The following is a 26,818-nucleotide window of genomic DNA, read 5'->3' as shown; positions in this document are numbered from 1 at the left end:
CTGCTCAGGGACGGGGAGTGGGCGAGGGGATGAGGATGAGTTCCTCCTGAGGGGGGATGAGGTACTCGGCTCCCGTCTCGGTGACGACAGCCATCTCCTCCACGGAGAGCGTCTTGGTCTCGCCCGGAGTGGGCAGCTTCCAGGCGAAGAAGCCATCGAAGGCGAACACCTGGCCGGGGCGGATGAGGCGCGCGGAGGCATCCTTGGCGGGCAGGCCCTTCTGCGCGCCAGACAGCGCGGGTCCCACGTCATGGGCCCAGTAGCCTACGGGGTGGCCGGTGCCCCACATGACGGGCTCGCTGCCGGCCTCGCGCATCCAGTCGCGCTGGGCCTTGTCCACGTCCCAGCCGCGTGCGCCCGGCTTGAGTGCGCCGAGCGCCACGCGGCTGCCCTTCTTGGCGCGCTCCCACTTCGCGAGTGCCTCGGCAGGGGCCTTCGTCTCGCCGGGCGCGAGCACGTAGGCGAAGCGCTGGATGTCCGTCACCCAGCGGCCCTGCACCGCGATGCCGAAGTCCGTCTGGATGAAGTCTCCCGGCTGGATGACGCGGTCGGTGGCATGGGAGTGCCCGCGATCCGGGCCCGAGTTGACGTTGGGGTTCTGATCCGGAGCCCAACCATCGGTGACGCCGAGCTCCACGATGCGCCGCTTGAGGAAGCGCGCCACGTCCGAGTCCCGGCTCTGCCCGGGGATGACCTGGCGGTAGGCCTCCTCCTCCAACTGGGCGGTGAGGGCGGCCGCGCGCCGCATCACCTCCACCTCCTCGGGGAGCTTGATGCTCAGCCACTCGACGACGAGCCCATCGGAGGAGACGAGCCGCTGGCGCAACGGCGCGGGAAGCGCGGCGGTGAGGAGCGTGCGCTGCGAGGACGAGAGTCCATCCGCCACCGACAGCTTCTCCGAGAAGTTGAGGGCGATGCGGCGCGGTTTCGCGCGAGCCAGGCGCTCGGCCACCTTGGCATAGAGGTCCGTACCTCGTGGGAGGGACTCGACTTCCTCGTGCAGGCCCACGTCGCGCAGGGCCTTGGCCTCGCCCTCGGGAGACAGTGCGACCGAGCGCACGTGATCGCCCTCGCGCAGGAAGAGGAAGGCGGCCAGGCCGCCGGCGTTCTCCCCGCCCACGTGAGCGGCCAGCGGATCATTGGCATTCTCGCGGCACAGCACCACCCAGGCATCCACCTCGGCGCGCGCCATGGCCTGGGCCAGTAGCCGGGTCATGCGGGCCTTGCGGACTTCCGCCCAGGAGGGCGCGGGTACGGCGGGAGTCTCGGCGGGCCAGGCCGTGGGAGCGGGGAGTGTGAGCAGCAGGATGAGCGCGGAGATGAGAACTCGCATGAGCCTTTCGAGGGGGAGTGGTCCGTCGAAAGCATACGGCAAGCGGATCCTCAAAACCTCAGCCGCCCATCTCCCAGCAGGAGGTGGGCAGCCGCACCGCGCTGAAGGCCGGGGTCTCCTAGCACTCGGAGAAGTACTGTCTGTAGGTGCTCGTCTTGCCCCACGACACCCAGAAGCCGCACTGACAACCGCGGCCGCCAATCTCCGTGGTATACGAAGCATCGCTGTAATACGCGGTGTAGCTATCGCCAGACGAGCAGTCTGGAATGGCATCCTCACGGGTCTCGAGATTGGATGCCTCCTGCGTGGTCTCGTCGGCGACGCCACCGCCGCATCCCACTATCAGGCCCATCGTCAACGACAAACCTGCAGCCCACATTGCATTCTTCATGTGTCTCCTCCGGTACGGCGTTGGGGGATGGCATCCTAGGTCTAGGATTTCTGGATGATCAAGAAAAGGACGAGCGTGCGCTCAAGACAGGAGAAGGACGCGTGGCCACACTGACCCCATTCCCCAAGTTCCGAGCGCTCGATGCCGATGGGAATCCTCTTGCCGGAGGGAAGCTCTACACCTACGCAGCCGGCACCAACACTCTCAAGCCAACCTATACGGACTCGACGGAGTCCACCGCGAACGCCAACCCTGTCGTCCTGGATGCCCATGGGGAAGCTCATGTCTGGATGAGCGGTGCGTACAAGCTCGTCTTGAAGAGCGCAGCGGACGTGACTCAGTGGACGGTGGACAACATCGAGTCCTATGCCAGAACGTCTGAGGTGATCGGATTGGCTGCCTCGGTCGCCGCGTCGGCAGCCCGAATCATCTCAGCAAACACGACGCTGAACGTACCGGGGACCTATCCCAGCATCCAGGACGCGCTCACGTATCTTGCGGACAAGGTCATCACCAACGGTGCCACCGTGACCATCAAGCTGGCCGACGGCACGTACAGCATGGGGGGAACTTCGCTCAACCTGAATCATGCCTATGGTTCCAAGATCCAGCTGATCGGGAACACGGCAAATCCGACGAGCTGCGTCCTTCAGTGGAATGGCACGAGCGACGGCATCACGGTCACCAACGGGAACTCGATCGGGCTCATCGACGGCATCACGGTCAAACTGCCAGCCAAGGCCTTCTGGCCGAGCAATGTCGCCGGTATCCTGGCTCGGAACGGCGCGTCGATCATCCTGGGGGCTGGCATCCAGGTCGACAACTTCTACTACGGCATCGCAGCCCAGGCTGGCTCGTACATCTACGCCAATCGTGCGGTTGTCGATCACGCAGGCGATGTGGGGATCTGGGCCTTCGTCGGCTCGACGGTGGACGCCTCCTATGCGACCTCGACCAATGCCACCGACACGGTGAACAACCTGGGTTTTGGATTCCAGGCCGAGTACGGCTCAGCGCTCAACTGCTCGAATGCCACGGCGTCTGGGTGCCTGATCGGAGGCATTGCCAGCTTGTCGAACTCCAACGTACGGGCGCTCAACGCGACGTCCAACAGCAACGCGGGCTCTGGGTTTCTTGCACGCGACGGCGGCACCATCCATTGCAACGGAGCTACGGCGAACGGGAACGCGCGTTACGGTGTCGAGCAGGTCGGCACCAGCCGGGTCCTGGCCCCAGCCTTCACTGCGAGCGGTAACACCCTGGGCAACTTCAAGCAGGTCGCTGTCCTCGATAACGACACTGCTGGCCCACGCCTCAACACGCCGCATGGTGGAGCACTGCGCATCGACGCTTCGGCTCAGCATTTCTTTCATTCAGATAATGGATTGCAGTTTGAAATCGCTACGGGTCCTGCCCAGGCGGTGAATCATCTCTACGTGCATGGTGGCGCCACCGGGCAGGAGGTCGTCATCGGAGCCAGCGGCTCGGATGCGGTCATTGACCTGGCGCTGTATCCTCGAGGAGCCGGTTCGTATGTGCGATTGGGTGCAGGCTACGTCGGGAGCGCGGATGCGCCCATCGTCGGATACATCCTCGTGAAGGACAACCAGGGCACGATCCGTAAGCTTGCAATCATCGCCTGACAGCCCGGGTGTCCCAGGGTCCCCCACCCTCTCACAGCCGGTGGGCCTTGAACCACTCTTGAACCAGCGTCAGGTCCCCCCTGGCGGCGTCTCCGCCTCCCTCGCCGAGCTTCCGGGCTTCCTGCATGAGCGCGACGGCGCGCCGCCGGTCCTTCCCGGCGTCCCAGAGCGCCTGTGCGAGGAAGTAGCGGATCTCCGTCTTCACTCGCGAATCGGTCTCCCCCGTATCCGTGATGCGCAGGGCCCGCTCCAGCAGGGGGATGGCCGGCTTGGGCTCATGCAGCTCGACATAGGCTCCTCCCGCGCCGGTGAGCGCCATGGCCACGTCTGAGTGATCGGGCCCCACGGCCTTCTCCCAGTTGGCGAGTGCCTGGAGCATGTACTCGAGCTCGTGGCGCGGATCCCCCATCTGTTCGTAGCACTGCCCCAGGTTGTGGAGCATGGTACCCACCAGCGGGTGATCGGGCCCCAGGGCTTTCTGCTCGATGGCCAGGGCACGCTTCGTCAGGGGCAGGGACTCCTCGGGCCTGCCTGCGTTGCGCAGGGCAATGGCCAGCGTATCGAGGGACGTGCCGACTGTGGGGTGCTCCGGCCCGAGCGCCTTCTCGTTGATGGCCAGCGAGCGCTGCAACAGCGGGAGGGCCTGCTCGGACTTGCCCTGGTTCATCAGGGCGAAGCCCATGCCCCGCAGGGAGGAAGCCACCGCCGGGTGCTCCGGCCCCAGCAGCTTTTCACGGATGGCGAGCGCCCGCTGGAACGTGGCGAGTGCCTCGTCTCGGTGGAGCTCGATGAGCGTGCTGGCTTTCTGCTGCAGCACGTCGGATACCTCCAGGTGCTCCGGGCCCAGCAGCTTCTCGCGCGCGGCCAGGGCGCGATCGAGCAAGCCGAGTGACTCGCTCAGGTTTCCCTCGTCGCGGGCCAGCGTGCCCAGGCGAAGCAGCCGCTCGGCGTCCAGCGAAGGGTTGCCTCCGAGCCGCTCCAACGAGGCTTCCGCGAAGCGGTTCCACCGGCGGGCCTCCGCGTGCTTGCGCTCCTCCACGCCCGTGGCCTCCAACAGCGCCACGGCAGTCTTGGCGAGCACCTCCTGGTGCCCGCCCGCCTGCGCTGCCCACAGGGCTTCGTTCAGGACCTGCTCTCCCTGAGCCGGATCTCCCGCCCCGATGGCAAGCAGGCCCTGGATGTAGAGCGCCTCGGCCTCCAGCGGGCGGTAGCCCAGGGCGCGAGCCTGGACGGCATCGGCCTCGGCGGCCTTGCGGCCTTCGGCGAAGCGCCCCGAGTGATAGAAGGTCCACGTTCTCCCCAGCCGCTCGTGCAAGGCTTCCACCTTGGCGCGCGTGGCTGCGTCCGAGGGCGGGCGCACGGGCGCGGTGAGGGCGGTGACCGAGGCGCACTCGGACAGCTCGGGCAGCGAGCCCGCGGCCTGCACCGCCTTCTGCACCAGCATTGCGTCCGCATGAGAGAACGCCTCCGCCAGTCCTTTGAGCCCGGCCAGGCGCTGTCCCAGGCATTGCATGCGCAAGTCCATGAGCTCCGCGGACTGCTCGCCGCGTACCTGGGTGGCCTCGCACGCCTCGGTGTACATGGCCGTCCAGTCGGCGGCGTACTTGTTCAGCAGGGACTCCACGCCCCTCCAGGCCTGCGGCGCGTAGGGCAGGGCGGTCGCAAGGAAGGCAGCGCGCACCTGTTCCTGGCGTGGCGCGTCCCAGGTCCCCACCAGCTTGCGCTCGGCGCCACGGCATACCTGGGCTGTGCGTTGGTGCATCATCCCCCCGCCGCCAGCGATCAGGCTCACGGTCAGCACCGCGGCGGCTCCCCATCCCACGCGTCGGCGTAGCACCGCTCGCGGATCCCGGGCGAGGGCCACGAGCAGGGCCTCCATGGAGGGATGGCGGGCGGAGGGCAGCGGTGACAGGCCCCGGAGGAGCACCCGGCGCAGCCACTCCGGGACTGGAGCACCCTTCGGAGGGGCTCGCACGGCGCCTGTGGTCACCTGGCGAGCGAGCTCCTGCTGCGAGGCAGCGGAGAAGGGACGTTCTCCATAGAGGGCTTCGTAGAGCGCCACGCAGAAACTGAACTGATCACTGCGCGCATCCGTCGGCTGGCCTTCGTGCTGCTCGGGGGCCATGTAAGCGGGAGTTCCGACGATGGCGCCCGTTCGGGTGAGCGTGGGCACGAGGGATGGTGGTCCTGGCGGGGCGGAGGGCTCCCCGGGAGCCTCTGGGGCCTCGAGTCTCCGCGCCAGCCCGAAGTCCATCACCCGCACGCGCCCGTCCTTGCCCACCAGCACGTTGTCCGGCTTGAAGTCGCGGTGGACCAGCCCCTCCGCATGGGCGGCGGCCAGGCCACGGCCCGCGCTGAGGAAGATCTCCAGCACCTCGCTCCAGGCCCGAGGCTTCTCGCGCAGCCACTGCGCCAGGGTGCCTCCCTCGACGAACTCCATGGTCAGGAAGACCTGCTCCCCCAGCGTGCCCGCGTCGTAGACGGTGATGACGTGCGGATGGTTGAGTCGAGCCACCACCTGGGCTTCGCGCAACAGCCGAGCGTCTGCTTCCTGCTCCGCACCCTGGAAGCGCCTGCGCCGCAGCAGCTTGAGCGCCACGCGCCGGTCGAGCTGCGGATCATAGGCGGCGTACACAACCCCCATGCCTCCTGAGCCAACGCGGTGCAGGATCAGGTAGCGCCCCAGCTTGGAGCCGGGTGGGAGTTCCTCGGCATCCCAGGCAGGGGGCTTTGGGGTAGGAGCCGAGCCCGTTGGGAGGGGGATGCCGTGAGAGGAGGCTACCTGTGCCCACGCTGCCAGCAACGCCCGGCAGTCCGGACAGGCGTCGATATGCGCGTCCGCTCGCAGGCGCTCGTCGGGCGACAATCTGCCCTCGCCAAGTGCGACGAGGGTGTTTTCTTGCAGGCAGTGCATGGCGATGAGGTCAGGGCAGAGAGGCGGACCCAGGATAGCACTGACTTCTCGGGGCTTTCGGGGGGCCGCAGGGACATGGTGACAATTACGTCACGCCGAGCGTCGCGACCGTTATTCACTTTCCTGGGCCGGAGCCGGGCTTACCGATTCCTCGGCCGGGTTTCCCGAGCTCATCTTGCCGAAGAATGAGTACTCTGCGTTCTTGCCTTCTACTTCAAGATGCCAGTGGGTGAAATCTTCAACTTTGTCGCAAAGGTTTCCGCGCCCCTGTAAGACAAGGACATAAGTCGTCGGTTGGATGATGCTTGATTTGAAGAAACCTGTTCCGGTCGTCACGTTTCCCTTGAAACGCCATTCTTTATACAAAAATGGTCCGCCCCCGCTGCTTGCTCGTCCGTCATGGATGTCGACCTTGAACTGAGTCATCTGCGTGGGCATTGGCAGAGTCAGGGTGCCTGATTTCCCGGTCGGTGTCTTGAAGTTGAGTTGCCAGGTTTTGGCGGCGAAGGTATTCGCCAGATCGAATTCGCCGTACGAGGCCGACCCGCTTTCCGATTCAAAGTCCTTTTCAAGCTCGCGCAAGCCCTTCATGTTATTGGGACTATCGAAACCGCCTGCGACGATGAACAAAGTGGCGGTTTTGTCGAACTTCATCTCCTGCAACAGTTCGACAGTGTTGGTATCTGATTTCTCTGTCGAGGTCGTATAGGTTCCGAGCTCGGAGCAGCATCCGCACGCAAGGGCGTTGGTGGGGAGAAGCAAACCGAGCGCGCCCAAGGCCAACAAGAAGAATGAAACAGGTTCCACGAGGTTCCTCCCGAGCAGGTCAGCCGCCCGGGCACCATAGCCCAGGATGGGCCTAAGACGATGGAGGCCGATTGAAGGCGTTGATCAGGAAATGCCCGGCGCGGTCGAGCGCGATCCGGCTGCTCTCCAGATGCGTGACATCGAGTTGGAATACGTGATGCATCTCCTCCCAGATCTCGAGTTGGACAGGGACACCTGCCCGCCTCGCACGAGCGGCATACTGCCGGGAGTCATCCAGCAGGCGTTCGTCGGTTCCGACCTGGATGAAGAGCGGCGGTAGGCCATGCAGCTCACCCAGGAGTGGAGAAGCGAGAGGATCGGTGGCGTTTGCCTCCCCGAGATACTTCCGGGCGCAATCCCGCAGATATTCGTAGCCGATCAACGGATCCTTCACGGCCGGATCCGTCATTGACGCTCCGGTGAAGGCTAGATCGGTCCACGGGGAGAAGACCACTCCCGCCACTGGCGAGGCGCCGCCAGGCAGCCTGGCGATCTGCGCGAGCGTGACCAGCGTCAACCCGCCGCCCGCTGAATCCCCGACGATCGCGACCCGTGTGAAGCCTTGAGCGGCCAGCCAGTGCCAGGCCGCGAGGGCCGCCTTCGGCGCGGCCGGCAGTGTCGCTTCGGGTGCCAGGGGATAGTCGATGACGAGCGCGGAGACCTGTGTGCGGCTGGCGAGTTGGCTGACGAAGCCGCGGTAGGCCTTCGCGGAGCCCTGTACATAGCCGCCGCCATGGAGATAGAGGAGCGCGCGATCCGGCTCGGCTCGCGCTGGACGCACCCACCAGCCTCGTACGCCCACCTCGTCGACGGCGTCGAGGGAGACGTCGCTGGTCAGGGGACTTGCGGAGATGAAGGCATCGTAGATCGCTCTGGGCTCGCCGTTCGCGGATTCCCAGAAGCGGGCGAACTGCTCGCGCAAAATGCCCGCACGCGCGCGTTCGTCCGCAGAGATCCTGACGATCGCCGTTTCGGGTGGCTCATTCTTGGGTGTATGCATCTTCCAATCGCTCCAGCAATTGCTGTGTCTGGAGGTCATTTTGGGGATGAGTCCATCGCCCGAGAAGACATTGCAATCTGGACTCAGCGTCCAATGCGATGAACGATCCGCCTCGGCGGGGTTTGCGTGCCTGTCGCCTGGTCGCCAGGACTAGAGCTGTACCGTTTTTGGAATTTCCGTCGCCAGGTGGTCAAGGAAGGCGCGCACGGATGGCAGAAGCCCTTTCGTGGAGGGAATGATCGCGGTGATCGTGGAGTCGCCGGCAAGCCAGTCTGGCAGCACACGTCGCAACGCACCGGAACGTACCGCCGCCCGGCAGATGTAGCCAGGCAACGCCACCACGCCGAGCCCTTTGATCGCCGCTTGCTGCAGACCGACCATATCGTCGCTCAGCAGCCTCGGTGCCAGCGGCATGACGATTTCATCTCGCGCCCGGCTCGCATGGCGAAGCCGCCACACCGGCGTGACGCCGGTCCGCATCATGAAAAGCGAAGGATGATTTCGAAGATCCTGGGGTGTCCGCGGCGCGCCGTTCGCATCGATATAGCTCGAGCCCGCGAACAGGAACCACGGGGCGGGAGCGAGCGTCCTCTGGACGAGGTTGGAATCGAGGAGCGGGTCGGAATGCGCCCGGACGGCGATGTCGTAGTTCTCGCCAACGATGTCGACGGATCGATCCGTGGCATGCGCGACGACATTCACCTTCGAATACTGCGCGAGGAAATCGACGATGATGTCGGACATCGCGAACTGCATGGTCGCCACGCCAGCAGTGCATCGCACCGTACCGGTCGGTTCGGCCAGCCGATGGCGGATCGTCGTTTCGGCCAACTCCGCCTCTCGGAGCATGGCCACCGCGTGCCGGTAGAACGCTTCGCCGGCATCGGTCACTCCGAAGCGGCGCGATGTCCGGTTGAGCAGCCGGACGCCGAGATTGTTCTCGAGCTGCTGCATGCGGTGGCTGAGAGTCGATTTGGGCATCCGCAGCGTCCGGCCCGCCGCTGTGAACCCACCGCGATCGACCACCTGAACAAAAAAGAAGAAGTCGTTCAGATCCAGCACGTGCCACCTATCGTCCAATCCATTGAACGCTGGGTTGCGGTTTTGCCGGATTCTGGTCCAGGGGTCCAGTCGCTAGGGTTTCCTTGCAACCGTCCAGGAGGACGCCATGACCCGTCGCACTTACGAGCCGCTCACCGCCAACAACGCGGCCCTGGTTCTCGTCGATCATCAAGTCGGTCTGATGACCGGCGTCCGGGACTATTCGACCGGAGAACTGAAGCACAACGTCGTGGCCTTGGCCAAGGCGGCCAAGGCGCTCGAGTTGCCGATCGTCGTCACGACGACCGCGCGCGATAGCATGTGGGGGCCGACCTTCCCAGAGCTCGTCCAGGCCCTGCCCGGCATCGAGATCATCGATCGCTCCTCGGTGAACGCCTACGACGACGAGCGCGTCGCCAAGGCCATCGAAGCGATCGGGCGCAAGAAGCTCATCTTCGCCGGCATCTCTCTTGAGGTCTGCGCGGCGTTCCCGGCAATGACCGCCGTGGCGCGGGGACTGGACGCCTATGTCGCTGTCGACGCGTCCGGGACATTCAGCGAGACCAAACGCCAGGCCGGGTTGCTGCGCATGCAGCAGGCGGGCGTCATCCTGTCCGACTACGCGACGATGATGGTCGAGATCCTCAAGGACAACGGGCGGCCAGAGGCCGGCGCCGTGTATGGCGCGCTCGACATGCCCTGGGCCACGCTCGTGGGCCAGATTGCCCACGCCTACGGCAAGTGACACGGCCGCCACGAGCCAGGACGACGTATGAGGTAGGATGGCTCGGGAGGGGGAGAAGGACCCTTTCTCCCTGCGAGGCACCTCATGGAGCGTCAGCCACCACCGGTGGGTCATCTCTTCTGCTTGCCGCCGGGCACCCGGGTGCAGGACTGGGTGTTGCTGGGCTGCCACGGTCATGGTGGCTTCGGGGTGGTCTACCGAGCGGTTCGGATCGGGCACGAGTCCGAGGGGCCCGTAGCGCTCAAGATGGCCCTGGTCCCCTGGGATCCTCGCTTCCTGCGGGAGGTGGGGCTGTTGTCGCTGGTGCGCCACCCGAACGTTCCGCGCCTGCTCGGGCACGGCTTCTGGCGGGATCCCTCCGACGTGTTCTTTCCCTTCGTCGTGATGGAGTGGGTGGAGGGCACGCCGCTCTACGAATGGGCACGCCAGCATCCCCCGACGCCCCGGCGGCAACTGCAGGTGCTGGCGCAGTTGGCGCGGGCGCTGGAGGCCACCCATACCTGCCGCGCGGTGCACAGGGACGTAAAGGGCGACAACGTGCTGGTGCGACGTTCAGACGGCCGGGCCATTCTCACCGACTTCGGCGCCGGGCATTACCAGTCCGCGGCGCGAGTCACCTGGCAGCCGCTGCCACCGGGGACACCGCCCTACCGTTCCCCAGAGGCGTGGCTGTTCGAGCTTCGCTCCGGCGATTCCCCAGGAGCCCGCTACCTTCCAGGGCCCGCGGACGACATATATGCGCTGGGTGTCACCGCCTACAGGCTGGTGACGGGGCAGTATCCCCCCGGCCCGGAGCTGCGGCAGGACGAGCAGGGCACATGGCACCCGGTGGAGGCTCCTCTGCCGGCGCCTCGGGAGCTCGAACCCCGGGTGGATTCTCAGCTCAGCGCGCTGATCCTGCGCATGCTCTCGGTGTCTGCCGAGGCACGCGGAACAGCGGGGGAACTCGCCCAGGTGCTCGAGGCTGCCGCGGAGCAAGGTCAAGCTGTGCCGGCGCCGATTCAGCCTTGGATGCAGCAGGGAAGAGCACGGGTGCTCGTGGGCGCCCTGCTGGTGCTTTGGACCTTGCTGGCGGTCCACGCGCCGCTCCCCAGTACCTCCGCGAGAAAGCAGGTCGCTTCGAATGCAGCATCTCCACGAGGGGGAGGTGCCGCCGGGGTGGGGGAGCGCGCATCGGAAGGCACGCAGCCATGGGGCCGGGAGTTCTCCAAGCCAGAGGTGCTCAGCCAAGACACGCCTCCCAAGCCGTTGCCGGGGCAGCTCACTCCGGATGCGAAAGGCCAGTGCTCAGGGCGGATGCAGGTCCCCATCAACGGAGGCTGCTGGGTGGAACAACTCATAAAGGATGCCGAGGCGTGCGAGGCGGCCGGCTACGTCTTCTTCAGGGCCCGGTGCTACGCCCCCGCATTGAAATCCAGCCGCAAGCCTCCCCCCACATCCGCGCCTTCGGACTTCCGATAGGCGTTGCCCAGCGCAAGCGGCGGGAGTCGGATCCACGCCTGGCGGCACTCAACCCGCAGCAGGCTCTCGCCGCTGAGCTCGGGTGCCCACTGGTGGGCAGTGGAGCAGTGGCAGAAGGGCTCGGGTGCCCACTGGTGGGCAGTGGAGCAGTGCAGACGAGCGTAGGTGTTTTCTGACCTGTCCAGAGCGATAGGCTCTCGGAGCCTCGCTCGCAGGAACTCCTGGAGGCTGCGCGCGAGAGTGCTCGAAGTAGGTCGGACTGTGAGCTTGGAGGTTCATCCGCCTCCCCTACGCCCCCACCCGCCAGACGAGATCATCACACACGGGGCACGGCTCCTCTTCGTAGTGGAGCGCGTGCTTCTCGCAATACCCACGGCTTCCGATACCGCGGCTCGATTCGTAGACGGAGAACTGCTCACCCCAGGAAGGCAGTTGCGCTCGGAAGGCCTCCACTCGTGTCCAGGACACCCGGTGCAGTACCAGTACCTGTTCTCCCTTCTGGATGGCTGTGTGGAGCCGGAGACGAAGTTGCAGCTCCGTCTCCATGTCCAGCCGGGTCTCGCGGAGCAGAGGCCATGCCTCCTTCAACCGGCCCGGTCGAACGAGGGCCATCGCCTCGAAGCAGACGCTGAACTTCTCGATGATCATTCCATCCATGGCTGGAAGTGTGCCAAACACTGTGTACAGCGGTCACAACTCCAGGCGGTCCCACACCTTCTCGAACTCCTCCTTCGAGATCTCCGTGGGAGAGAACTCCGGGTCGGACGCGATCTCCTCGAGTGGGGGAACTGGTACTTCTCCCAGGCGCGTCGATCCGGTCGTCACGGAGTCGCACGCGAATTCGTGGCGCCCGTCGCGATAGACCTCGACCTTGTGAACCTCCCAGCGCTCCGCGTCGAGCTCGCTGTAGAGCAGGACGGGAGTGTCCGCGGAGCTGTGGTGCCAGTGAACCTTGAGGTATTTCATGGCGCGAGCGTACCCACTTAGGGACGAGGCACCGAGAGGGCGTTAGATGACACACCATGAGGTCCACATCGCCAGCGAGCACGCGGTGTGTATCAGCGCTGTGAGGTGGAGGCAGCGGGAATCGAACCCGCCGCTCCGAACTTCGGGCAAGAGTGCTCCGGCTTAGTCGAGCGCAGTTCCCGTAGGGCTTCCAGGCAGGGCACGCTCAAGGGACCTTCTCGTGCAAGGGGCGAGGGGTGTGCCCGTCCTGCAACGCGAAGCGTGCACATGTGCCGACGGTACGCTTGGTGGAGCGGGGGCTGCCTTACGTGCCTACCGGCAGTGGACGCTGTCCTTTCCGCACCGGGGGCAGAGAGTACTGCTGAACGCAACGGCGATGGATACAACATCCCAGATGATGGCTGCGGCGATGGAGTCAAGTTCTGCGCTCACGTCGATGCCCAGAGCCTTCCCGGTGCTCACCTGCGCATCGGTGGCCATCATCTCGACCCTCGCGGCTTGTTTCCGGTCATTCCCTACTACTACTTCCTCTTCATGGGAGGGAGCGTCCCATCGCGCATCCAGGCATCAAACTCGGAATCGGTCAGGCCCATCCACTGTGCCACACTGGTCCCCATGCCATCCATGCCTTGCTGGTACGCCAGTTCGAATGCTCCACGTGCCTGCTCCTCGTTCTTGAAATGGCCATGCTTATACCAGTACGCAACAGGGCTAACTTGGGACATCAGGGATCCTACGTCGATCCTTTGCCGGTGCTCTCGCTATTTCATTCGATTCTCCAGGCCGAGGATGCTCAGCTCGCGGGCTTGGTTCGGTCAAGCCTCAAGCCGATCAACTTGCAGCACGCTCATCTGCTGAGCGCCGCGAGCATCGGCTCCAGCGTGGTCGGGCATACCCGCCGCTTGCGCACGTGCCTGCAAATCCGCTGTACGGCGGTGGGGCAACCCGCTGGTGGGCTGTGGAGATCGCCACCTGCTGGTCCTCGGCAACGGCCTTCAGCTCGGCTCCGCCAGCCCGTAGAGCCGTGACCCGGACGAGGTTGGCCCCAAGGTTGTGATGGAAGTCGCGCGCGAGCCGAGGACTGTCCAGGTTGCGCAGGATGTCTTCATCGAAGGACTCCTGGACAGCCTCGATTGCGGTACGCGCCATGCTGGAGCACTTGGAACTCGCCCAGTTTCTCTGCCACCCCTCTTGCGAGGGCAGCCTGTGCAGGGGTGTGCCCTCAGGGGGCTGCACCGCTTCTACCTTCATGTCGAGGGAAGACACGCCTCCTCGTAGCCCCAGCGCTCCTGTGCCTCACCTTCATCCAGGATTGGCTTCAACACAGCCAGAGAAACAGCGGGCGGGACATCCACGGAGATGAGCCCCGGAATGTGGCTCTTCTCGATCGCACACCCCATTTTCTCCAGGAGCGCGCTGACGGTGGAGACCTCCTTCTCGTCGTAGATGATGAGGCGCAGTGTGCCGTGGCCCGAGGGACGCACGACCTCTCGAAACCGGAGTTCCCGTGGCTCGGTCACAGCCGAAACGATGTCTCCATATGCAATTCCCTTCGCGAAGAAGGGGATGTTGTCGACTTGGAACAGCCCCTCTCCCAGAGGGCGGGCCCACAAGCCCTCGTAGTCCGCAGGTGGGTAATCGTCCTCGTCCTTCTCCAACTTGACGACTACCTTGACCAGGTCATCTGCACGGGAGGCGGTCACTGTGCTTCCTCGGGTGTCGGGTCCTTGTCGCCCTTCTTGAGGTTACAATCCCTGCAGAGCACCTGGGCGTTGTCCTCCTCGCCAGGTCCACCTTTCGATCGTGGAATCTTGTGATCGACCTGAGTCTCATTCAAAGGGGGAGTCACACCCTTCTCATGCTTTTTGCCCGGAACGGTCTCGGTATCGCAGTTCTCGCAGCGAGTCGTGCCGTCGTTCTTCTGTGCATTCTTCTCCTTGGTGACCTGCTTCTGTTTCTTCGTGAAGGACTTTCCCGCTCTGGCCCCACCAGCGACGGCTTGCTGCCTGACAGACCCAGGAGCCTCGGCAGACGAAGCTGCTTGTTCGATGGGAGTTGATACAGGAGGGCCCACCCCTGCTGGAATCGAGGCTACGAGGGCTGAGAGAAGAAGGCAGAGAAGATTCATGGGTGAAGTCTCGTCGATATCCCCACAACTTCTCCAGCGTGCCGAGGCACGCCTGTGGTGTGCAGGTCAGAGGGCGGCGACTTGAGAGCGGCGGGTTGCTCTACTTGGGAGCGACGGGAATCGAAGCCGCTGCTCGGAGCTTCTGGCGAGAGCGATCCAACCCGGTCGAGCGCGTTTCCGTAAGACTGCCCAGCACGGCACTCCCAGAGTGGGCTTGGCGGAGCTTCATGGGAGCCCACTGGTAGTATGTGCCCTGGCGAAGTGCGGCTGGGGAGAGTTCAGGCGTGGGAGTATGAGGGGGCGTACCGGCGCAGGAGTTCGAAGGGGAGGGGGCTGTATGAGGCGGTCGGACCGTGCGGGCCCGTTGCTTCCATGCGGAGCGGCCTGACGCTCGCCCTCTCGGGCTTCTTCTTCGCCTACTTTGTCGACAGCCGCAGGCCGCCCATGAGCCAACCATGGAACCGTGCCTCATCGACGTCCATGTACTTGCCCACGGTGAACGTCACGAAGGGGCCCAGCCAGAGCTCCTCGCTGATGCGGAAGTCGGTGCCACCCTGCAAGTTGACGAACTCAACACCCTCGAAGGGTTGGGCACAATGATTGGCGAGCAGGACATGGGAGTACTGGAAGGAGGTGCCAAGATAGACCCGCGGGCTCAGGAACCAGCCCAAGTCGAGCTGCACCGGGATGATCCCGAACACCCAGGAGTTCAGCGGTGGGTCATCTGAATCACTACCGCCACCTTTCAGCAGGCCTACGGGGAGGCCGAACCCGGTGCGCACTCCGACGGAGACACCCCAGGCACCCTCATCCGCCAACGCGGGAAAAGTGGCCAGACAGAGGGAGAGACAGCAAAGCGTTGAGAGGACACGTAGGTTCATGAGCACAGCCCTGGCATGAGTAGAGCAGCGGCTCTGTGCCAGAACTGCGCCGAGGGGAGATGCGCTCCCTCTATCTGAGGTCTGTTTGGTCAAGCACCTGTAACCATTGCCGGGCTGAGCATGGCAGGCCTGAACGTTCAGGCCTGCTCCCGGGAGAGCATCCTGGCCGCTGGGTCAGATCTCCTCGAAAATGCGGCTGCGTGACGAGCCTGTCATGCGCCCGACGTGGTACTGCTACCCGGGGGCCACGGGCAGTTGGGGCACTGCGACCCCGTCACCGGCCCGCCTCGGCCCCTCTGCACACTCCTGCAAACGACAACGTCGAGGCCTGCGCTACGTGGCGGCCCGGTCGAGCCGGACGTACGTGTTCATCACCCGAAACGCTTCGATTTGGGTGTCCGACAGCGCGGCCCTCGGCGGGCCGACGAGCCGGTTCAGCCGCTCGCCTTCCTCCCACGCGCTGATGCAGTCGCGCGAGGTCCAGCCGAATTGCTGGAAGTACGTCGCGCCGCCCTCTGGGGCGAACTTGGGAACATTCGCGGAGCCTGCTTCTTGGGTGTTCCAGCTTTGGACCACGAAGGGAAGCAAGCCCGGGTGCAGCAAATCCATCAGCCAGGTCCGGAAGGCTGGAACGTTTGCCAGGTCCTTGGCCATGTCGGTGACCACCTCCGAATCGAGGTAGAGCACCAGCCCCTCGGTCAGCACCAGGGCACCGCCGGCCTGTCCACCCATTGAGGCCAGCAACCGTCGTCTCGCCTCTGCCTGTGCCAGGTCGAGCGCCACCCGCTCAACCTGGCAGGCAGCCTGCTCATCGGCCAGGCAATCGTCCTTGTATGCGATGAGGTCTGGGAGATCGACCTCGACCCACCGAAGGTTCGCAGGCAAAGCAAGCCGATAGGGGCGCGTGTCGAGCCCGGCCGCCAGGTTGACGACGGTATCGATCCCGCCTTCCGCGAGCCGGTTCATGATCAACTTGTCGAAGGCGACAGTTCGCACCACGAGCGACGACACCGTGGAGCCGCGTCCCTTGTTCATGGCCTCCTCGATGGCGGGTCCCCGTTCGCCCGCCAGGCGCTTGGCGAGGGAATCGCGAAAAAGTGCATCAGGGCGCTCGCTCTCGACGGCCCGGCACCAGGCTGCCCACCGGGCCGTATCGGAAATGTCGCGGATGAGGGGGCTTCGAGAAGCATCGCGTTCTGACATTGCAAGGGCTCCGTGGCGTGCAAGGGGTGGCGTCCTACGGCGAGGCGCGGAAGGCCGCAACATCGGATGAAGGAGGGCGTCCATTCATCGACGCCGGCCCCCTGAAGAATCCTTGAGAATCTCTGCTTCTCGTACTTGGAGTGGCTCCGGCGCCATGCATGGGTCGTGGTAGATGCGGTGCTCCTTTCCCATGGGAGGACCGTCCATGTTTCGCTCTTTGCCCCACATCGTCGTCGCGCTTGTCACGCTACTGCTCGCCCAAGGCTGCAGCCGAGCCGCTGTCGTGCAGGGCCATCCCTCCCCCAACATCGACCTGCCCGAGAAGTCCACCTCGCTCGAGTTCGTGATGGACGAGTCGATTCAGGATCAGTACCCGGCCGAGGTCGACGGCAAGCAGACGGTGAACGTCTCGGAGTGGCGGGCGACGTTGCTGAACGGATTCAGCAGCGGCTTCAAGTCAGCGTTCAAGCCGGCCGCCGACAAGGCGGACCTCACGCTGCAACTCAATGAGGCGGTGCTGAGCTTCTCTCCGACCGCCTTTGGCCGGTACGGCGCTATCCAGGCCGCCGAGGCGCAGGTCCGCTACAAGGCGCGGTTGCTGGATTCTCAAGGCCAGGTGCTCCGCCGATCCACAGGCACGGTCTCTTCCAAGAAGCCCATCACCGACAACGACGCGGTGACCAGCGGAGCGGCGAATGCCGTGGAGAGCATGTACGAGAAGATCGCCCAGGACTTCTTCAGCGAGACACCGTCGGCCCCCGCTCCCGAGACGCCTCCTGCACAGTAGGTCGGGCGGCGCCTCTTCGGAGAACCTGCCCGACCCTCTGAGTGGAAGCGATCTTCCGACAGTGCGTGACGCTGTACGCCAGCCTGGGGTGTGCTGCCCGCCGCGCGCTCCCATGCTAAACACCCTGGTGAGCGCGGCTTCTCGCCATCGCCGCGCCCAGGGAGATTCATGAGCCAGGCAGCCCCTTCACAGGCCCTCGCGTTCGACCTCCTCGCCCCTCAGGTCGCCCAGAACCCGCACCCACTCTACCACTCGCTCCGAGCCCAGCAGCCCATCCACTGGAGCCCCCAGCTCCACGGTTGGGTACTCACCCGCCACGCCGACATCTCCCAGGCGCTGAAGGATCCCCGCCTGGCGGCCGGGCCGATGACGATGCAGTTCGAGCGCCTCCCCGAAGAAGCCCGCAAGCAGCTCACGCCGCTGCGCGACTCCGTCAGCATGTGGATGGGGCACACCACCACCGAGGGCCACCTCCGCTTCCAGTCACTGCTCAAGCGCTACTTCACCCCTCGCACCGTGGAGGACTTCCGGCCGCGCATCCAGGCCCTCACCGACACGTTGCTCGACGCCGCAGGAGCCAAGGGCACCCTCGACCTGGTGAAGGAGCTTGCCGTCCCCCTGCCCTCGAGAGTCATGGCGGAGATGCTCGGCGTGCCGCTCACCGACGAGCACATGCTCCGGCGCTGGTCGCGCGACCTGGCGTCCATCTTCGGAACCGTGGACTTCCAGCAGCTGCTCCAGAGCCAGAAGAGCGTCACGGAGATGATGGACTACATGCGCGGAGTGTTCGCTCGGTACAGCCGCGCCCCGGGCGACAACATCCTCGAGGTATTCCTGCGCGCCCAGGCCGAGGGCCTCGTCAACGAGGAGGAGATCCTCGCCAACTGCGTGCTGCTCCTGTTCGCCGGCCACGAGACCACCGCGCGGCTCATCAGCCGGGGAATGACGCTCCTGTTCGACAACCCAGAGCAGCTCGCGCTGCTGCGCCAGGATCCGTCGCTCATCCCCCAGGCAGTGGAGGAGATGCTGCGCTACGGCGACATCGTGCCCATGATCACCCGGCTTACCGTCGCTCCCGTGGAGCTCGCCGGACAGGCGATGCAGCCGTCCCAGACGGTGTACCTGATACTCGCCGCGGCGAATCGGGATCCCTCGATCTTCACCGAGCCGGACCAGTTCGACGTCACCCGCAAACCGGGCAAGCACGTGGCGTTCGGGTACGGCTCGTTCTACTGCCTGGGAGCGGCGCTGGCCCGCCTGGAAGGCCAGGTTTTCTTCGAGACGCTGCTGCGGCGCTTCCCCGGCGTGAGGCCCGCCCAGGGCACCTCGCCCACCTGGGGGCTGCGGCCACCGCTCGGCCGGGATCTGCTCACATTGCCGGTGGAGCTGTAGCCCACCTCTTCTACGGCTTGTCGAACCGCGCCTGGCCTGGGGGCGTCGAGGGCGCCGAGAGGTTTCAGTTACACTCCAGGGCCTCTTTCACCCCGAGGTCTCTACATGCGGTTGTGGCTCGTCCTGGGTCTTCTCTTCTTCCTTGCCCCGTCCCAAGTCCTCGCGCAGTCCGCCAAGGATCCTGTCGAGACCGTGCGCGCCTTCTACGCGAAGGACAGCATCCGCGCATATGAGTTCTACTCGAAGCGGCTGAAGGGCTTGTTCGTCCGCGGCGACAAAGAAGTAGAGAAGCGCGGTGACGGGCAGGCCCTCATCGACTTCGACTTCCGCGTGAACGGGCAGGACACAAAGGATGGCTGGGAGAAGACCTTGCACTTCGAGCTGCTCAGCCGCGAGGACAAGAGCGCCGAGGTCAAGGCGACGTTCGAGAACTACACGCCGCAAGAGGTGCGCTACAGCCTCGTGCTGGAGAAGGGGCGGTGGATGATTGATGACGTCCACTCGACCGGAAAGGATACCTGGCGGTTGTCCAAGCTCTTGGAGAAGGCCTTGAGCGGCGCTGCGCGGTGAGCCGTCTCCGGCGTGGGCGGTCCGAACCACTGGGTGAGCGCGTCACGCAGCCCCGAATCCGTGCCGTCTCCCACCCACGCGACATGGCCATCGGGCCGAACCAGAACGGCCGAGGGCGCAGCGACCGCACCGAACACCGGGAGTTCCCACGCGCCCGTGTATCGGGCATCGACCCGCCGAACCCGCTCCGCCCACGGAGTGATGTCGAAGGCGCCCGGCTCGCCGAGGTTGAGGAAGACCGGTCGGGCCTCGTGCAGCAGCGAGAACACGCGCTTCGGACCGCCCTGGGTGCTCAGCTCGAGGTCGGGCATGCGACGCCCGAGCAGCGGGTGCCCCGCACCGAGCTCGTAGTGGACGTCGAGGCCCGACATCATCGCGGCGTACTGCTTGCGAGGCTGCTCCATCTTCAGCAGCTCGGCCATGTTCTCGCGCAGGGCCTCGGTGCGATCGTCGCCGCGGCCGAGCGCCATCTGGGCCATCGTCAGGCGGAGCACGCGGGCACCGATGGGGTGCCGCTCGGCGTGGTAGGTGTCGAGGAGGGTCTCCGGCGAGAGGCCCTTCACCACCTGCGCCAGCTTCCAGCCGAGATTCACGGCGTCCTGCACGCCGATGTTGAGTCCCTGTCCGCCCGTGGGGGCATGCACGTGCGCCGCGTCACCAGCCAGCAGCACCCGTCGCTCCCGGTAGGACGCCGCCTGCCGAGCCATGTCGGAGAATCGGGAGAGCCAGGTCGGATTGCGCACGCCGAAGTCGGTCCCGTAGACCGCAATCAGCGCCGCGCGCAGATCCTCCAGGGTCGGCTCGCTTCTGTTGCCGACCTGCGGCTCGACCAGCACGACACCGGCACGCTTCCCGTCGTCGAGCTTGCCGATGGCGTTGACGCCCTTGTCTCCGCGGCGGATGCCCCACGCGGGTTCCTCGGTCATCTCGACCTCGGCGATGAGGAAGCTGGTCGACGCGTCCCAACCGGGGAAATCGATCCCGGCCTGCTTGCGAATCAGGCTCCGACCTCCGTCGCACCCGACGAGGTACGTCGCCCGGAGCAATGCGCCGTCCGACAGCTCGACGTCGACGCCGGTATCGTCCTGCGCGAACCCCGTCACCTCACGCCCGCGATAGAACGTCACCGGCAGCTCGGCGACCCATTCAGCCATGATGCGCTCGGTGCGAGCCTGCCTGAGCGCGAGCCCGTAGTTGTGGCGCGTCGGGAAGTCGCTGATGTCGAGCGGGATGAACGAGAAGCCCGCGACCTGCATGATCTGCCCCTGCGAGAGGAAGCGCTCGGCGACGCCCCGCTGATCGAACACTTCGATCGTGCGGGCGTGCAGGCCGCCAGCGCGTGACCCGGGGAGCTCCTGGTTCACGCGACGCTCGACGACGGCGACGTCGATCCCCGCCAACGCCAACTCGGCTGCCAGCATCAGGCCCGTCGGGCCGCCTCCGGCGATCAGCACTGCATGGTTGTTCGTGGCCACACGGCGTCCGGATTCGTTGTGCATTTGTGCCTCCGCGCCCGCTGGTTTTCGCGTGCGGCCGGCGTCTGTGCCTCACAGAGGGGGGCTTGTGGCAATACCCTGGTCGTGGCATACAGCTGGAAGTAGCAAGGGGGAGATGTCGCGTCCTGCATGCGCCTCCCCGAAGCGAAACGCCCCTCCAAAGCTCAATGCCACGCAGTCAAGGTGGTTGCGTCCTAAACCGCAATTCCTTCCAGGATCAGGTCGATCCCCGCGAGGAATTCCTTGCGATCGTCGTGGCCGGGTAGGTGCTCGGCCACCTTCCGCGTGAACGGATATTCGGTGGCGTCGAGATTCTTCCACCGCTCCGCCGCCGCTTCGAGGAAGTCCTTGCGGTTCGTGGTCGGCGCGAGCTCGCGACGCGCGAATTGGCTGGCCGCCGTGTTCTGCATGCTGACGCCGATGACGTAGCTCAGGAGCGTCGAGGTCGCCGTGAACTGAGCATGGCCGCGAACGCCCAGTGCCTCGACCGCCCGACCGATGCGTTCGAAGATCCGAAGCATTGCGGTCTCCCACGGCGCGCGTGAGAGCTGCATGCCGACCCACGGCCGCGCGTCGATTGCGTCGAACATGCTGAGCGCGACGCGGTGGATCGCTTCGCGCGGCTTCGCCGAGGCGCGGACGTCGCCCAGTGTGCGCGCAACGACGGCGTCGGTCGCGGCGACGAGGAGCTCGCCCTTGTTCGCGATGTGCCAGTAGATCGCCCCGGGGCCCGTCGCGAGCCGCGTCGCAAGCGCTCGGAAGGTGAGCCCCTCCTCGCCGTCCGCATCGAGGAGTTCGATCGCTGCCTCGACGATGCGTTCGCGCGACAGCGCATCTTCGCGTCGTTCCTCACGTTCCGAACCGCGTGCCGCCTTTTTCGCCACGGCACCATCTTGACAGACCTGGAACGGTGTTCCAAGTTGATGGAGTGGAACGACGTTCCAGAGAGGCTCTAGAGAGAACACGATGACTCCCATCTCCATCATTGGCGCCGGTCCTGGCGGCCTCACGCTCGCGCGCGTGCTTCACGTCCATGGCATTTCCGTCACCGTCTACGAGGCCGACGCGTCTCCGGAGGCGCGCACGCAGGGTGGAATGCTCGACATCCACGACTACAACGGCCAGCTCGCGCTCAAGGAGGCGGGTCTCCTCGACGAGTTCCGTCGCATCGTCCACGAAGGCGGCGAGGCGACGCGCATCGTCGATCCGCAGGGCAACATCCTCGTCGACCAGCCCGATGACGGCAGCGGCATTCGTCCCGAAGTGCTGCGCGGTGACCTCCGGCGTCTCCTCCTCGACTCGCTTCCACCCGGCACCGTGCAATGGGGACGAAAGCTATCGAGTGTGCGAGCGCTCGGTGCCGGCAAGCACGAGCTACGGTTCGCGGACGGGTCGACGGTGACGACGGACCTCCTTGTCGGTGCGGACGGCGCGTGGTCGAAGATTCGGCCGCTCCTCTCCGACGCGAAACCCGAATACGTCGGCACCACGTACATCGAGACGTACTTGCTCGACGCTGACGCGCGCCACGCGGCGAGCGCAAAGAAAGTCGGCGGCGGCGCCTTTTACGCGCTCACGCCCGGCAAAGGCATCGTCACGCACCGCGAGACGAACGGCGTCCTGCACACCTACGTCGCGCTGACGAAGCCGAAGGAATGGGTCGAGGAGATCGACTTCGCCGACGCCAAGGCCGCGCGAGCGCGCGTCGCGGCGGAGTTCGAGAGCTGGGCCCCGGAGCTCACGGCTCTCATCACCGATGGTGATACCGATCCCGTGCCGCGCATGATCCACAAGCTGCCCGCCGGCCATCGATGGAATCGCGTGCCCGGCGTCACGCTCCTCGGCGACGCCGCGCATTTGAGCCCGCCGGACGGCGAAGGCGCGAACCTCGCGATGTACGACGGCTCGGAGCTCGGCAAGGCGATTGCCGCGCACCGCAATGATTTCGAAGCCGCGCTCACGGAGTACGAAGAAGCGATGTTCGTCCGCGGCACAAAAGCCGCGCCCGAAGCCGCGGAAACCTTCGAGCTTTGCTTTGGCGCGACGGCACCGCACGGACTGATCGCGATGCTGACCGGTGGCGAAGCTTCGACCGGTCGCTGATTTCCAGCGAAGCGCGTCAGCCGTCTTTGCGGCGGTAATCCGTGACACGGGAGCCCCCGCTGCGCATCCAGCAGGGGCTCCTTTGCTGCATCCACCCCAATGGGTGACACCGCTACCGGCTCACTGGGCGCTGGGCTGCATCTCCTCCAACGAGAGCCGAGGCGCGTCCACGGAGCGCTCCAGAAGCTCGCGGGCGGACTCGATCCCCGCCTGCGCGCCGATGGCCAGGGGCTTGTCCAGCACTGCGTCCACCGTGCCGTCGGTCACCGCCTGGCGCTCGGGGAACGCGGAGGCCAGTGACAGCATCGCTCCTCCGAGCACCGTGTTGAGGATGCCTTCGAGGTCCTCTTCGGCGAGCACCGGCGAGGCTGGGATCTCGGGCGCCTCCTCGTCCTGTTGGGACTCCGGGCTCCAGGGATCCAACCGTTCGAGCTCGGCAGACAGCGGCGAGCCCGAGGCCTCACGCAGCAGATCCACGCACCACTGGATGACGAAGCACCGGGGCGCCAGCCGCTCCAGGGCCTCCCGTGTCACCTGGCCCACGGCCCGCACCTTGGCCTGGCCCACCTTCGCCTGAGTCAGCTGCGGGGCCGACGGCAACTCCTCCAGCAGGGGGTACTTCCATCGGCACGCCCACATCGCGCGGCGGCGCATGCTGGCCTGCAAGGCCCGAGGCGCCAGCCAGACGGCCAGGTTCCGGAAGTACGCCTTGATGGCGTTGTAGACCTGCGGATCGGCCGAGGCATCGTGGAAGCCATTGCGCTTGGCAGGCACGGGGCTGCTCGGATCGCCGCGCAGGTTGATGTTGAAGAAGTGGTGCCACGTGGCATCCACCGCCACCCGGCCCACCTTCACCCAGTGCCCGTCGTACGCGCCCATGGCTCCGAAGCGGCGCGCCACCACGGGAGGCTTGCTAGAAGTGGTGTGGCCGCCAATCACAGTGGACTCGGCGATCACCTCCGGCCGCGGCCGCTTGCCTGCGCGCGGCGCCGGGTACTCGACGATGGTGTAGCCGTCGAAGGTGAAGGTGCGGTTGAGATCCTTCGGCACGTAGCACTCGCCCTCGTGCGGGTGGTCCGGCAGGACGCGGATGGGGCCACGCGGCCCGCAGAGCAGGGGGTGTGGCACCTTGATATGCAAGAAGGGATGGCCCACCGGGTACATCCGCGGGGTGATCTCCTGGGCGAGGGCATCCGACTGGTCGTCGAACTGGAAGCCTGCATCCGCGCCCTCGCGCAGCGTGTCGTACCGGTTCTGGGAGGAGCCGTCCGGGGCCACCGGTTCGCCGTTGGGGCCCGGGTTGGGCCAGTACCACTTGCGCATGCTGCGCACCCGGGGCACCCGCCCGGACATGGCCACCCCGAGATCCTCATGGTCTCCCGTGGCGAACACTCCGCCGCCCGCATCCATGAACTGGGAGATGGCCTTGAGCTCCGCTTCACTCAGCGAGCTGGCGCCTCCCTCCACTCCGAAGAGCCACACCTCGTCCACGCCCTTGAGGGTGCTGGCGGAGAAGCGGAAGTTCTGGAGCATGGCGCTCGGGTGGCTGCGCCGGTGGGCAGTCGTCACCGCGAAGCGCACCCAGGGACCGGGGCTCACCGCCAGCACCTCGAGCAGCTCGGCCAGGCCAAAGTCATTGCCGTCGAAGGAGCCACCTCCATCGGTGACCATGAGGATTCGCACCACGCACGGCCGGAGCATGAGCTTATCAAGCATCTCCGGGTACGTGGTGGCGGCCAGGTGCCGATCCGTCTTCGCTAGCGCGATGTTGGGATCGTGCTGCTCCGCCAGCGGTCTTCCGTCCAACTGCTCGCCGAAGCTCCATTGGGCCATATGCCAGTCTCCATATCCCCGCTGGAAGGTGAGCGCGGGGTTGACGAGATGGAGTGGCCGGCGGCGGAATGTGACGTGGCTCTGCTCGGTCAGCCGCGCTCATTCCTTCCCGGAACGCTCGATGTAGATCCTGTCAGAGTCGCACTTATCCGTTCGCGCGCTCAGCCTCGGAGCCCCTGCCACCATCTTGGCGATGTCCGGGTCGGGCACGATGTCTCGCGGCAGGCTGAGCCGGATCTCCTGCAGGTATCTGCCTCCCGTACACAGCAGTTGAACCTTCTGCTCCACGTCGGGACCGAGCTCGCGTCTCACCTGGGCAAAGAACTCGCTCACGCTCATCTCTCCGCCGACGTTGGATTCGATGTACGCGCCGATCGCGGAACGATCGACCTGCTCGGTGATGAGCTTCGCCAGGCGGAAGTAATCGTCGTCTTCGCGGGCCTGGCAGGAGCCGTGCTTGCTCCATTCGTGCGTCGCGAGGTCCGTGTCGTAGATCAGGTTGGGCATCCACGGCGCCACCTCCGCGAGCGTGTCCTCGGAGAGGCTGAGAGCGGTCTTCCGGCAATTCCCATACTGGGTCCCACAGGCCTGCTTGTTGGGCCACAGGCCATGAATCGTGAGATGCGAGATGGAGAGCTCGCCGTCCTCGAGCGCGTCACACTCCGGCTTTCTCCCGGAGTACCGGGCGTGCTCACAGAAGCCGGGCTGCCAGCTCATCGCGAGGACGTTGCTGTCATAGGTATTGGCGGTATTGCATTTGCCGGCCCCAGACGGCCCTGGGGGCGCGGGGGTGGGTTCCGGCTGCTCGAACTCGGTGACGCCGCACTCCTTGGGCACCCAACGCAGGGGATCACGGACCGCTGGGACGGTGACCCGTATCCAGTCTCCCCCGCGCTCGTTGAGTTCCTCGATGTTGTAGGCCTGCCCCGGTTCCAGCCGGATGTTGCCGGGGTTGGTTCCTTTCTGGAATGACTTGAACGCATCGCAGGAGCGCACGGCTTCGAAGGTTCCGGTCGCTTGCACCGAGGCGAAGGTGGTCCCCGAGAGCAACCCGATGAGCAGGGCCAGGATGCGGTGAGAGAATGGACGTGGGATTGCCATGCGAAACCCTCCGAAATGAGACACGGGTCAAAGTGGGCGTCCTGGGGGGACCGGCTGCAGTGTCTCGGAGTGCTCCGCCGTGTTCAGTCGCGGGCACCGGTGCTCGCCTGCATGCGCGCACCGCTCGGCCGCCGTGCGCCACCGCGGACAGGTGTGCCCATTCGCTGCACCCGGAAGCCCTTTGGCTGCACCGGTTCGAAAGGCGCCATGGTTCGGGCATAGACTCCACGGGTCGTGGAATCCATCTCTCCCGCCGCGAGCACTGTCCTACCGCCCTCCGCCGCGAGACTCCGGCCGGGGGCCTCCACATCAGTGCCGTCCGCGCTGCGCTTGCTGGCGCGTCGCCTGCTGCTGTTCCTACTGGCGTATGCCGTGCCGGGCATCATCGCTTCGAGCCAGACCTACTTCTACGCCCAGGCCAAGGATCCCACCTACCCCTTCGATCGGGCGCTGATGATGCACCTGCCGCCTTGGTGGTACTGGGCGCTCGCCACCCCGCTCGTTCTCTCGCTCGGCTGGCGCTTCCGCCTGGAGCGCGGCGTCTTGCCCCGCAGCCTCTCGGTCCATGTGCCCGCCCTCATCGGGCTCACGCTCCCCCACCTGCTGCTCATCGTCTTCATCTCCCGGGCCGCAGGGGAGAAGTGGTTCGTGGACAACTCGCTGGCCTTCATCATGCCCTTGATGCTGGCCAAGTATGGCGTCACCGACGTCATCATCTATAGCGGCATCCTCTCTGTCGGCTACGCCCTGGACTACCACCGCCGCTACCGAGAGGGAGAGCTGGCCCAGTCACAGCTCGAAACGCGCCTGGCCCATGCGCAGCTCGAAGCCCTGCGCGCCCAGCTCCACCCGCACTTCCTCTTCAACACGCTCAACGCCATCTCCGTCCTCGTGCGCGAGCAGGACACCGCCGGCTCCATCCGCATGCTCACCGGCGTCAGCGAGCTGCTGCGCATGGCCCTCAACACCACCAGTCGCCAGCAGGTCCCCCTCCATGAGGACCTTGACTTCCTGGACCGCTAC

24 protein-coding genes are annotated in these 26,818 nt (G+C 65.6%); 8 read left to right on the top strand and 16 right to left on the bottom strand.

Going from position 1 to position 26,818, the window contains the following annotated elements; all coding sequences use genetic code 11:
* Positions 1–4 precede the first annotated feature (4 nt).
* Both KY501_RS38700 and KY501_RS38695 read right to left on the bottom strand, forming a co-directional pair.
* A complete protein-coding gene (locus KY501_RS38700; protein ID WP_224368913.1) occupies positions 5–1,333 on the bottom strand; it encodes a M24 family metallopeptidase in 1,329 nt (442 codons plus the stop codon).
* A 118-nt stretch (positions 1,334–1,451) separates the two neighbouring features.
* On the bottom strand, positions 1,452–1,685 hold the full coding sequence (locus tag KY501_RS38695; protein ID WP_224368912.1) for a hypothetical protein: 234 nt from the start codon (positions 1,683–1,685) through the stop codon (positions 1,452–1,454).
* A 140-nt stretch (positions 1,686–1,825) separates the two neighbouring features.
* Here KY501_RS38695 and KY501_RS38690 point away from each other — a divergent pair, with 140 nt between their 5' ends.
* Entirely contained in the window at positions 1,826–3,367 is a 1,542-nt protein-coding gene (locus KY501_RS38690; RefSeq protein WP_224368911.1) for a hypothetical protein, read from the top strand.
* A 31-nt stretch (positions 3,368–3,398) separates the two neighbouring features.
* Here KY501_RS38690 and KY501_RS38685 read toward each other — a convergent pair whose 3' ends face one another.
* From KY501_RS38685 to KY501_RS38670, 4 genes are all read right to left on the bottom strand, one after another.
* Positions 3,399–6,281: a serine/threonine-protein kinase gene (locus tag KY501_RS38685; RefSeq protein WP_224368910.1), complete on the bottom strand. Its 2,883-nt coding sequence runs from the start codon at positions 6,279–6,281 to the stop codon at positions 3,399–3,401.
* A gap of 111 nt (positions 6,282–6,392) precedes the next feature.
* The gene (locus KY501_RS38680; protein ID WP_224368909.1) at positions 6,393–7,088 is read right to left on the bottom strand and encodes a hypothetical protein; all 696 of its coding nucleotides are present in this window, start codon (positions 7,086–7,088) and stop codon (positions 6,393–6,395) included.
* 52 nt (positions 7,089–7,140) lie between these two features.
* On the bottom strand, positions 7,141–8,088 hold the full coding sequence (locus tag KY501_RS38675) for an alpha/beta hydrolase fold domain-containing protein (protein WP_224368908.1): 948 nt from the start codon (positions 8,086–8,088) through the stop codon (positions 7,141–7,143).
* 150 nt (positions 8,089–8,238) lie between these two features.
* Positions 8,239–9,150, bottom strand: a complete 912-nt coding sequence (locus KY501_RS38670) for a LysR substrate-binding domain-containing protein (protein WP_224368907.1) — start codon at positions 9,148–9,150, stop codon at positions 8,239–8,241.
* Between the two features lie 106 nt (positions 9,151–9,256).
* Between KY501_RS38670 and KY501_RS38665 the strand changes: the two genes are divergently transcribed.
* Both KY501_RS38665 and KY501_RS38660 read left to right on the top strand, forming a co-directional pair.
* Positions 9,257–9,874, top strand: coding sequence for an isochorismatase family protein (locus tag KY501_RS38665; protein ID WP_224368906.1), 618 nt, complete (start codon positions 9,257–9,259; stop codon positions 9,872–9,874).
* A gap of 84 nt (positions 9,875–9,958) precedes the next feature.
* Positions 9,959–11,335, top strand: coding sequence for a serine/threonine-protein kinase (locus tag KY501_RS38660; protein WP_224368905.1), 1,377 nt, complete (start codon positions 9,959–9,961; stop codon positions 11,333–11,335).
* Between the two features lie 288 nt (positions 11,336–11,623).
* Here the strand turns inward: KY501_RS38660 and KY501_RS38655 are convergent, their stop codons facing one another.
* From KY501_RS38655 to KY501_RS38630, 6 genes are all read right to left on the bottom strand, one after another.
* A complete protein-coding gene (locus tag KY501_RS38655; RefSeq protein ID WP_224368904.1) occupies positions 11,624–11,983 on the bottom strand; it encodes a hypothetical protein in 360 nt (119 codons plus the stop codon).
* Between the two features lie 42 nt (positions 11,984–12,025).
* A complete protein-coding gene (locus tag KY501_RS38650; RefSeq protein WP_224368903.1) occupies positions 12,026–12,301 on the bottom strand; it encodes a DUF6881 domain-containing protein in 276 nt (91 codons plus the stop codon).
* Positions 12,302–13,548: 1,247 nt separating this feature from the next.
* On the bottom strand, positions 13,549–14,004 hold the full coding sequence (locus KY501_RS38645) for a DUF4265 domain-containing protein (RefSeq protein ID WP_224368902.1): 456 nt from the start codon (positions 14,002–14,004) through the stop codon (positions 13,549–13,551).
* The gene (locus KY501_RS38640; RefSeq protein ID WP_224368901.1) at positions 14,001–14,429 is read right to left on the bottom strand and encodes an HNH endonuclease; all 429 of its coding nucleotides are present in this window, start codon (positions 14,427–14,429) and stop codon (positions 14,001–14,003) included. The genes KY501_RS38645 and KY501_RS38640 overlap by 4 nt, the downstream gene beginning before the upstream one ends.
* Positions 14,430–14,845: 416 nt before the next feature.
* The gene (locus KY501_RS38635; protein WP_224368900.1) at positions 14,846–15,130 is read right to left on the bottom strand and encodes a hypothetical protein; all 285 of its coding nucleotides are present in this window, start codon (positions 15,128–15,130) and stop codon (positions 14,846–14,848) included.
* Between the two features lie 513 nt (positions 15,131–15,643).
* Positions 15,644–16,513, bottom strand: a complete 870-nt coding sequence (locus tag KY501_RS38630; RefSeq protein WP_224368899.1) for a class I SAM-dependent methyltransferase — start codon at positions 16,511–16,513, stop codon at positions 15,644–15,646.
* Between the two features lie 205 nt (positions 16,514–16,718).
* On the opposite strand from KY501_RS38630, the gene KY501_RS38625 reads away from it, so the two are divergent.
* The 3 genes from KY501_RS38625 (at position 16,719) to KY501_RS38615 (ending at position 19,262) form a co-directional block, all read left to right on the top strand.
* Positions 16,719–17,300 (top strand): hypothetical protein, encoded by a 582-nt coding sequence (locus KY501_RS38625; protein ID WP_224368898.1) that lies wholly within the window; start codon positions 16,719–16,721, stop codon positions 17,298–17,300.
* Positions 17,301–17,468: 168 nt separating this feature from the next.
* On the top strand, positions 17,469–18,692 hold the full coding sequence (locus KY501_RS38620; protein ID WP_224368897.1) for a cytochrome P450: 1,224 nt from the start codon (positions 17,469–17,471) through the stop codon (positions 18,690–18,692).
* 105 nt (positions 18,693–18,797) lie between these two features.
* The gene (locus tag KY501_RS38615; RefSeq protein WP_224368896.1) at positions 18,798–19,262 is read left to right on the top strand and encodes a hypothetical protein; all 465 of its coding nucleotides are present in this window, start codon (positions 18,798–18,800) and stop codon (positions 19,260–19,262) included.
* On the opposite strand, the gene KY501_RS38610 is transcribed toward KY501_RS38615, so the two are convergent.
* Entirely contained in the window at positions 19,145–20,761 is a 1,617-nt protein-coding gene (locus tag KY501_RS38610; protein WP_224368895.1) for an FAD-dependent monooxygenase, read from the bottom strand. The genes KY501_RS38615 and KY501_RS38610 overlap by 118 nt on opposite strands.
* A gap of 191 nt (positions 20,762–20,952) precedes the next feature.
* Positions 20,953–21,642, bottom strand: coding sequence for a TetR/AcrR family transcriptional regulator (locus tag KY501_RS38605; RefSeq protein WP_224368894.1), 690 nt, complete (start codon positions 21,640–21,642; stop codon positions 20,953–20,955).
* An 82-nt stretch (positions 21,643–21,724) separates the two neighbouring features.
* Here KY501_RS38605 and KY501_RS38600 point away from each other — a divergent pair, with 82 nt between their 5' ends.
* Positions 21,725–22,861, top strand: coding sequence for an FAD-dependent oxidoreductase (locus KY501_RS38600; protein WP_224368893.1), 1,137 nt, complete (start codon positions 21,725–21,727; stop codon positions 22,859–22,861).
* A gap of 120 nt (positions 22,862–22,981) precedes the next feature.
* Here KY501_RS38600 and KY501_RS38595 read toward each other — a convergent pair whose 3' ends face one another.
* Both KY501_RS38595 and KY501_RS38590 read right to left on the bottom strand, forming a co-directional pair.
* On the bottom strand, positions 22,982–24,694 hold the full coding sequence (locus KY501_RS38595) for a hypothetical protein (protein ID WP_224368892.1): 1,713 nt from the start codon (positions 24,692–24,694) through the stop codon (positions 22,982–22,984).
* Between the two features lie 99 nt (positions 24,695–24,793).
* Positions 24,794–25,795, bottom strand: coding sequence for a ribonuclease T2 family protein (locus tag KY501_RS38590; protein ID WP_224368891.1), 1,002 nt, complete (start codon positions 25,793–25,795; stop codon positions 24,794–24,796).
* A gap of 234 nt (positions 25,796–26,029) precedes the next feature.
* Here KY501_RS38590 and KY501_RS54070 point away from each other — a divergent pair.
* The coding region (locus KY501_RS54070; RefSeq protein ID WP_224368890.1) for a histidine kinase at positions 26,030–26,818 on the top strand (789 nt) is incomplete at its 3' end.

The sequence above is a fragment of the Hyalangium versicolor genome (assembly GCF_020103695.1).
Lineage (GTDB): Bacteria > Myxococcota > Myxococcia > Myxococcales > Myxococcaceae > Hyalangium > Hyalangium versicolor.
Note: the sequence above shows the minus strand (reverse complement) of the source record. Positions and strands in the feature narration are given on the sequence as shown.